The organism is Bacteroides sp. AF20-13LB (assembly GCF_003603065.1).
Classification (GTDB): Bacteria; Bacteroidota; Bacteroidia; order Bacteroidales; family Bacteroidaceae; genus Bacteroides; species Bacteroides uniformis.
Genome location: NZ_QTMH01000010.1, coordinates 263,277 through 269,276 on the forward strand (window position 1 = coordinate 263,277; position 6,000 = coordinate 269,276).

Consider the following 6,000-nt stretch of genomic DNA (forward strand, 5'->3'; position numbering starts at 1 on the left):
ATTGAAAGCAAGATTGAAAGAAATATTCCAATCAGGAAAGAATGATTGAAAGCAGGATTTCAATAAAACATGATTGCAGGATTTCAATATTTCAAGAAAGAATGAAAGCAGGAAAACAAGATTGAAATAAAACAATCTTTCAATATTTCAAGATTGCAATATGGAATGAATGATTGAAAGCAATAAACAAATCTATCAACCAATAATGAACGGAAGCAATATGGAAAACGAGAAAACACCCCTTTATGTCGCCTTTTCCACCCAAAAGGGCGGGGTCGGCAAAACCACCTTTACCGTGCTGGCGGCGAGTTACCTATACTACCTCAAAGGCTACGATGTGGCGGTGGTCGATTGCGACTACCCGCAACACTCCATTGCCGGGATGCGCAAGCGGGATGCCGAGCAGGTCGGGGCGGATGAAGATTACAAGCGAATGGCGTATGAGCAGTTCACCCGGCTGGGGAAGAAAGCCTACCCGGTATTGTGCAGTTCACCTGAAAAGGCGATTGCAACGGCTGACGAACATATAGCCGCCGGACACGTGCCGGATATAGTGTTTTTCGACCTGCCCGGCACGGTGAACAGCGAGGGCGTGATAAACTCCCTTGCGGGCATGGACTACATTTTCACCCCCATTTCAGCCGACAAGGTGGTGCTGGAAAGCAGCCTGTCGTTCGCAATGGCTATCCAAAAGCTATTGGTGAGGAATGAAGCCTGCCGACTTGCCGGGCTGTACCTCTTTTGGAACATGGTGGACGGTAGGGAGAAAACAGACCTTTACACCGCCTACGACAAGACCATTAAGGAACTGGAACTGCCGCTGATGAAAACCTTTATCCCCGATACCAAACGCTACAAAAAGGAACTGGTGGCGGATAAAAAGGCGGTGTTCCGCTCCACGCTCTTTCCCGCCAGCCGCCCGCTGGTAAGGGGAAGCAACTTGGAAGAACTGATAACCGAAATAGTGTACTACATCAAATTAAAATGATATGGCAAAGCAAAGCGGCGGGATGCCGAAGATAGACGAGGATTTCATGAAAGAGCTTATCTCGCAGGGTGTTCCCAGTAAACAAGATAATAATAAGACGAATGATGTACCGCAAGAAACACAAACAGAAACGGTGCAAGTAGAGAAACCGACACCCCGCAAGCGCAAGGGCGGTTCGGGCGACTACCGGGAAACCTACTTTCAGAAAGTGGAACTGGCAGACCGACAGCCCTTATACGTGAGCCGTACCACGCACGAGAAGCTGATGCGTATCGTGACGGTGATAGGCGGGCGCAAGGTGACGGTAAGCAGCTACGTGGAAAACATTCTGCTGCGGCACTTCGAGCAGTACCAAGACGAGATAAACACCCTGTACGAAAGCCACTTCCAAAAGCCTGTCTGACTATGATAATCTATTGCATACTTACCGGGCTTTTGGTGTACTATATCGCCCTATGGCTGTGGTATCGCTACACGGACAGCCGGACATCAACGGGCAGAACGGATGATGCGCCACTCCCACGAAACGAGGTTTCAGGCTACACGCTGATAGGTGAAAGCCGATACAAGGGCGGACTAATCGGGACAGCGGCGGACAAATCGGGACACCTCCCGCAAGCGGCTGAAAATGATACTATTTTTGCGCCGCAGGCTGACGGACAGCCGGAAGAAAACATTCCGGAAACAGCAGCCGAAGCGGAAGAAACGCCCGGTTACGAGAATGACGAACCCGACTACGAGGACGAGGAAATAGCCGGGTACATGGACGGTGACGATGATACCGGGCGGGCTACGGGCGTGAGCTTCGATGAACTGGGCGAAGCGGTACGCACGGCGAACGCCGACAACCCCACCGAAGCGGAGAAACGGCAAACCGCCGGGACACTGGCAAGCATTGAGGGGACGAACCTCTACGATGCGGTGGTGGAGAACATCAACGGCGGGCTGGCAAAGGTGGCGGAACTGCTGGGACGCAACGAAGCGGAACGGGCTACGGCTGCTGTCCCTGCCGGAACTGGCGATACAAGCGAGGAACACGAAGCGTTCGACATGAACGATTTCCTATAATATAATAATGTATAAGCCTGACAGTATGAAACAACGGGATTACGGTTGATTGGCAACCTGAAAACAAACAGACAAACGGGACTATCCCCGACCACTAAAATTTCAAATTATTCACCAGCCGGGAAAGGCGGACTATCCACCCGCCGCCCCGGCATTAAAAACAAATCACAATGAGAAAGAAAATCTTCTTGTCGGCGGCTATACTTGCCGCCGTGGTAAGTGCCTACGCACAAGGAAACGGGCAGGCGGGCATCACCGAAGCCACGAACCTAATCACCGGGTATTTTGACCCCGGAACAAAACTGGTGTACGCAATCGGGGCGGTCTGCGGCTTGATTGGCGGGGTAAAAGTATATAACAAGTTTTCAAGCGGCGACCCCGACACCTCAAAGACCGCCGCCAGTTGGTTCGGGGCGTGCATCTTCCTGATTGTCGCCGCCACTATCCTGCGTTCGTTCTTCCTCTAAAAAGGCGGCAATGTCTGAATATCCGGTAAACAGGGGTATCGGGAAGCCGGTGGAGTTCAAGGGGCTGAAAAGCCAGTACCTCTTTATCTTTTGCGGCGGCTTGCTCGCCGTCTTCGTGGTGTTCATCGTCCTGTTCATGGCAGGCGTGAACCAGTGGCTATGTATCGGTTTCATCGTGTCAGCTTCGCTGCTGCTCGTGTGGCAGACGTTCCGGCTCAACGCCAAGTACGGCACGCACGGGCTGATGAAAGCTGCCGCACGCAAAAGACACCCACGCTTCATTATCAGCCGAAAGGCGATACCCCGGCTGTTCAACTACAAAAGAAGAAAGGAAGAAAGAACATGAGGAATATGTTAAAGGCTACCACGCTGGAAAGGAAATTTCCCCTTTTGGCGGTGGAGAACGGCTGCATCATTTCAAAGGATGCGGACATAACGGTGGCTTTCAGGGTGGAACTGCCCGAACTGTTCACCGTCACCAGTGCCGAGTACGAAGCCATACATTCGGCGTGGTACAAGGCGGTCAAGGTGCTGCCCGACTACTCCATAGTACACAAGCAGGACTTCTTCATCAAGGAGAACTACCAGCCCGACACCGAAAGGGACGAGCTTAGTTTTTTAAGCCGCTCCTTTGAACGGCATTTCAATGAACGCCCGTTCCTGAACCATTACTGCTACCTGTTCCTGACAAAGACGACAAGGGAGAGAAGCCGCCGACAGAGCGACTTCTCCACCCTCTGCCGGGGCAGGATTGTACCGCAGGAGATAGCCGACAAGGAAGCGGCGGCAAAGTTCATCGAAGCGGTCGGGCAGTTTGAAAGGATTATGAACGACAGCGGTTTTGTCACCCTTACCCGGCTGGCGGCATCGGAAATCACCGGGCAGGACGGAAAGGCGGGCATCATCGAGAAATACTTCTCGCTCTCGCAAACCGACACTACTTGCCTGAAAGACATCGGGCTGTACCCGGAAGAAATGCGGGTCGGGGACGATATACTGTGCCTGCACACGCTTTCGGACGTGGAAGATTTGCCCGGAAAGGTCGGGACGGACTGCCGATTTGAGAAGCTGTCCACAGACAGAAGCGATTGCAGGTTAAGTTTTGCCGCCCCGGTGGGCGTGCTGTTGTCGTGTAACCACGTCTATAACCAGTTCATCTTCATAGACGACCACGCCGAAAACCTGAAGAACTTCGAGCAGACCGCCCGGAACATGCAATCGCTCTCCCGTTACTCCCGTGCCAACCAAGTGAACAAGGAGTGGATAGACGAGTACCTGAACGAAGCGCACAGCAAGGGGCTTATCTCGGTACGCTGCCACTGCAACGTTATGGCATGGAGTGACGACCGGGAAGAACTCAAACGCATACGCAACGATGTGGGAAGCCAGCTTGCGCTAATGGAGTGCAAGCCACGCCACAACACGGTCGATACGCCCACGCTCTTTTGGGCGGGCATACCCGGAAATGAAGCGGACTTCCCCGCAGAGGAAAGTTTCTACACGTTCTTGGGGCAGGCTCTCTGCCTGTTCGTGGAAGAAACGAACTACAAGAGTTCGCTTTCCCCGTTCGGCATCAAAATGGTGGACAGGGTGAGCGGTCGCCCGCTGCATATCGACATATCGGATTTGCCCATGAAGAAAGGCATCACGACCAACAGAAACAAGTTCATACTTGGGCCGAGCGGGTCGGGTAAGTCTTTCTTTACCAACCACATGGTGCGTCAGTATTACGAGCAGGGTGCGCACGTGCTGCTGGTAGATACGGGTAACAGCTACTTGGGGCTGTCCCAGCTTATCCACAACCGCACGCACGGCGAGGACGGGATTTATTTCACCTACACCAACGAGAACCCGATAGCGTTCAACCCGTTCTATGTCGAGGACGGGGTATTTGACATCGAGAAAAAAGAGAGCATCAAGACCCTGATACTCACCCTGTGGAAGCGGGATGATGAAGCCCCCAAACGGTCGGAAGAAGTGGCGTTGTCCAATGCGGTAAGTGCCTATATCGAACTGATAGGCAAAGACAGTTCGGTAACGCCCTGCTTCAACACGTTCTACGAGTTTGTCCGGGATGATTACCGCCGACAGCTTGAACAGAAGAACGTCAGGGAAAAGGATTTTGACATTGACAATTTCCTGAACGTGCTTGAACCGTACTATCGTGGCGGTGAGTACGACTACCTGCTGAACTCCGACAAGGAACTGGATTTGCTGCATAAACGCTTCATTGTCTTTGAGTTGGACAATATCAAAGACCACAAGATTTTATTCCCGGTAACGACTATCATCATCATGGAAGCCTTTATAAACAAGATGCGTAAGTTAAAGGGAATAAGAAAGTTAATACTAATTGAGGAAGCGTGGAAAGCGATTGCATCGGCGAACATGGCGGACTACATAAAATATTTGTACAAGACTGTCCGAAAGTATTTCGGGGAAGCGATTGTGGTAACGCAGGAAGTGGAAGATATTATTTCTTCCCCTATCGTGAAAGAGAGTATCATCAATAACTCGGACTGCAAAATACTGTTAGACCAAAGAAAATATCTCAACAAGTTCGACAGCATACAGAACCTCTTGGGACTGACCGACAAGGAGCGTTCGCAGATATTGTCTATCAACATGGCGAACCACCCCGGACGGAAGTACAAGGAAGTTTTCTTCTCGCTGGGCGGCACACAATCGGCGGTATATGCCACGGAAGTTTCGTTGGAAGAATATTACACCTTCACAACAGAGGAAAGCGAGAAAATGGAACTGTTCGCTCTTGCCGAGAAGCTGGACGGCAACCTTGAACTGGCTATCAAGCGGCTTGCAGAAAGCAAAAGAAATCCCCAATCATCAACAACTTAAAAATTAGGAACATGAAATGGATTGACAATCTGATATACACGCTATTGTCCGCCTGCCTGCTGGCGGGCTGCGAGGACAGCGGAAGTAAGGAGCTGGAAAGGATGCAGGGCTATTGGGTACACGTCAGGGGACACCCGGCTTTCACACTCTCGGAAACGGGCGGCAGATACACCGTCACCCGGAAAGCGAATGTCAGGGGCAGAATACTGGAAACGGCTTACCCGGTAACAGAACGGAACGGCTGCCTGTTCATCGAAACGGGCTTCCGCATACAGTTCACCTATGACAAAAAGACCGACCGGATAACGCTCATGCCCGGCGGCGAATACAAACGAGTTACAAACCCTGAAAACAAAAGATAATGAAAAGAACAATTCTCCTTATGGCGGTATGCCTTTGCTTCATCGGCAAGGCATCCGCACAGTGGGTGGTGTCAGACCCCGGCAACTTGGCGCAGGGCATCATCAACACCACCAAGCAGATAGTGCAGACTTCCACCACTGCCAAGAACACGCTGGACGGCTTCATGGAAGCGCAGAAGATTTTCCAGCAGGGTAAAAAATATTACGATGGTGCGCCCGTATAGGCGATATAATAAATGTAGCATTGGCAAGCTATTAG

The 6,000-nt window shown here is 51.4% G+C and carries 7 protein-coding genes and 1 pseudogene; all 8 read left to right on the forward strand.

All coding sequences use genetic code 11. From position 1 onward, the window contains the following. The first annotated feature begins 205 nt into the window (after positions 1–205). Positions 206–988 (forward strand): ParA family protein, encoded by a 783-nt coding sequence (locus tag DWX62_RS14240; RefSeq protein WP_005924189.1) that lies wholly within the window; start codon positions 206–208, stop codon positions 986–988. Between the two features lies 1 nt (position 989). Next, a complete protein-coding gene (locus tag DWX62_RS14245; protein ID WP_074857163.1) occupies positions 990–1,391 on the forward strand; it encodes a DUF3408 domain-containing protein in 402 nt (133 codons plus the stop codon). A gap of 2 nt (positions 1,392–1,393) precedes the next feature. Beyond that, the gene (locus DWX62_RS14250) at positions 1,394–2,056 is read left to right on the forward strand and encodes a hypothetical protein (protein ID WP_117543785.1); all 663 of its coding nucleotides are present in this window, start codon (positions 1,394–1,396) and stop codon (positions 2,054–2,056) included. 170 nt (positions 2,057–2,226) lie between these two features. After that, positions 2,227–2,523, forward strand: a complete 297-nt coding sequence (locus DWX62_RS14255; RefSeq protein WP_004308755.1) for a DUF4134 domain-containing protein — start codon at positions 2,227–2,229, stop codon at positions 2,521–2,523. A 10-nt stretch (positions 2,524–2,533) separates the two neighbouring features. Beyond that, positions 2,534–2,869 (forward strand): DUF4133 domain-containing protein, encoded by a 336-nt coding sequence (locus DWX62_RS14260; RefSeq protein WP_007845738.1) that lies wholly within the window; start codon positions 2,534–2,536, stop codon positions 2,867–2,869. After that, positions 2,866–5,379 carry a TraG family conjugative transposon ATPase gene (locus DWX62_RS14265; protein WP_117589649.1) on the forward strand — a complete coding sequence of 838 codons (2,514 nt, stop codon included), beginning with the start codon at positions 2,866–2,868 and terminating at the stop codon, positions 5,377–5,379. The genes DWX62_RS14260 and DWX62_RS14265 overlap by 4 nt, the downstream gene beginning before the upstream one ends. A gap of 11 nt (positions 5,380–5,390) precedes the next feature. Then, on the forward strand, positions 5,391–5,741 hold the full coding sequence (locus DWX62_RS14270; protein WP_004326111.1) for a DUF3876 domain-containing protein: 351 nt from the start codon (positions 5,391–5,393) through the stop codon (positions 5,739–5,741). Beyond that, a pseudogene (locus tag DWX62_RS14275) lies at positions 5,741–5,950 on the forward strand (DUF4141 domain-containing protein); the annotation flags it as partial. The gene DWX62_RS14270 and the pseudogene DWX62_RS14275, both read left to right, overlap by 1 nt. Positions 5,951–6,000 lie beyond the last annotated feature (50 nt).

Bases quoted from the DNA above. Each gene is read 5' to 3' on its own strand.
- DWX62_RS14260 (WP_007845738.1), top strand. From the start codon at position 2,534: ATGTCTGAATATCCGGTAAACAGGGGTATCGGGAAGCCGGTGGAGTTC.
- DWX62_RS14270 (WP_004326111.1), top strand. From the start codon at position 5,391: ATGAAATGGATTGACAATCTGATATACACGCTATTGTCCGCCTGCCTG.
- DWX62_RS14245 (WP_074857163.1), top strand. From the start codon at position 990: ATGGCAAAGCAAAGCGGCGGGATGCCGAAGATAGACGAGGATTTCATG.
- DWX62_RS14265 (WP_117589649.1), top strand. From the start codon at position 2,866: ATGAGGAATATGTTAAAGGCTACCACGCTGGAAAGGAAATTTCCCCTT.
- DWX62_RS14240 (WP_005924189.1), top strand. From the start codon at position 206: ATGAACGGAAGCAATATGGAAAACGAGAAAACACCCCTTTATGTCGCC.
- DWX62_RS14250 (WP_117543785.1), top strand. From the start codon at position 1,394: ATGATAATCTATTGCATACTTACCGGGCTTTTGGTGTACTATATCGCC.
- DWX62_RS14255 (WP_004308755.1), top strand. From the start codon at position 2,227: ATGAGAAAGAAAATCTTCTTGTCGGCGGCTATACTTGCCGCCGTGGTA.